Here is an 847-nt window from a genome sequence, read left to right as displayed (position 1 = left end):
CCGTTCGTGACCGACAAGGCCGGCAAGCCCCTCGCCAAGAATCCGCTCAAGGACCATCGCGTGCGCGAGGCCATCGCGCTGGCCATCAACCGCGATGCCATTGTCAGCCGCGTGCTCGAGGGCCAAGGCGTGGTGGCGTCGAGCATCGTCTCGCCGCAGATCTTCGGGCATCCGGGCGGCAAGCCGATCGCATATGACCCGGCTCGCGCCAAGAAACTGCTTGCCGAGGCCGGTTACCCCGACGGTTTCGGGCTCACGCTGCACGCCACAACAATCGGTATCTGAACGACGTGCAGGTCGCGCAGACCACTGCGCAGCTGCTCACGCGCATCGGCATCCAGACGAAGGTGGAAACGTTGCCGGTGGCAGCGTATTTCTCCCGCGCACGTCAGGGCGAGTTCTCGTTCATGATGCTCGGCTGGGGCTCGGTAGCGGCCGATGTCGCGCTGCGCAGTATCCTGGGCACGCCGAACGCGCAAACCGGCTACGGCTCCTGGAACTGGGGCCGCTACAGCAATCCGGAGCTGGACAAACTGGTACAGACGTCGCTCTCGACGGTGTCGAGCGAACAGGCTCACGAGCAGGCCGCCAAGACCGCGGCGCGCTTTGCGCAGACCGACTACGCGATCATCCCGTCGCATCACCAGCTCGCCACGTGGGCCATGCGCAAGGGCATTCGCTACGAGGCCCGCACCGACGAATGGTCGCTTGCCTGGTTGTTCACCAAGCAATGATGATCGCTTGGTAACGAACACCGTGCCGTAACGCGCTGTTACAGCAAATTCGCCCGATGTGCCGCATTGGGGTAACTAGCAGGAACTTTCGTCCTGAGCTTTCCTCTATCATG

At 63.3% G+C, this 847-nt stretch carries 1 pseudogene; it reads left to right on the top strand.

The features are described 5' to 3' along the window. Window positions 1–734 (top strand): annotated as a pseudogene (locus FUT88_RS25555) (ABC transporter substrate-binding protein); the annotation flags it as partial. Window positions 735–847 lie beyond the last annotated feature (113 nt).

It is taken from the genome of Ralstonia sp. TCR112, from assembly GCF_007997035.1.
GTDB lineage: Bacteria > Pseudomonadota > Gammaproteobacteria > Burkholderiales > Burkholderiaceae > Ralstonia > Ralstonia edaphi.
The sequence above is the reverse complement of the archived record's forward strand: the minus strand, read 5'-3'. Positions and strand labels throughout refer to the sequence as shown.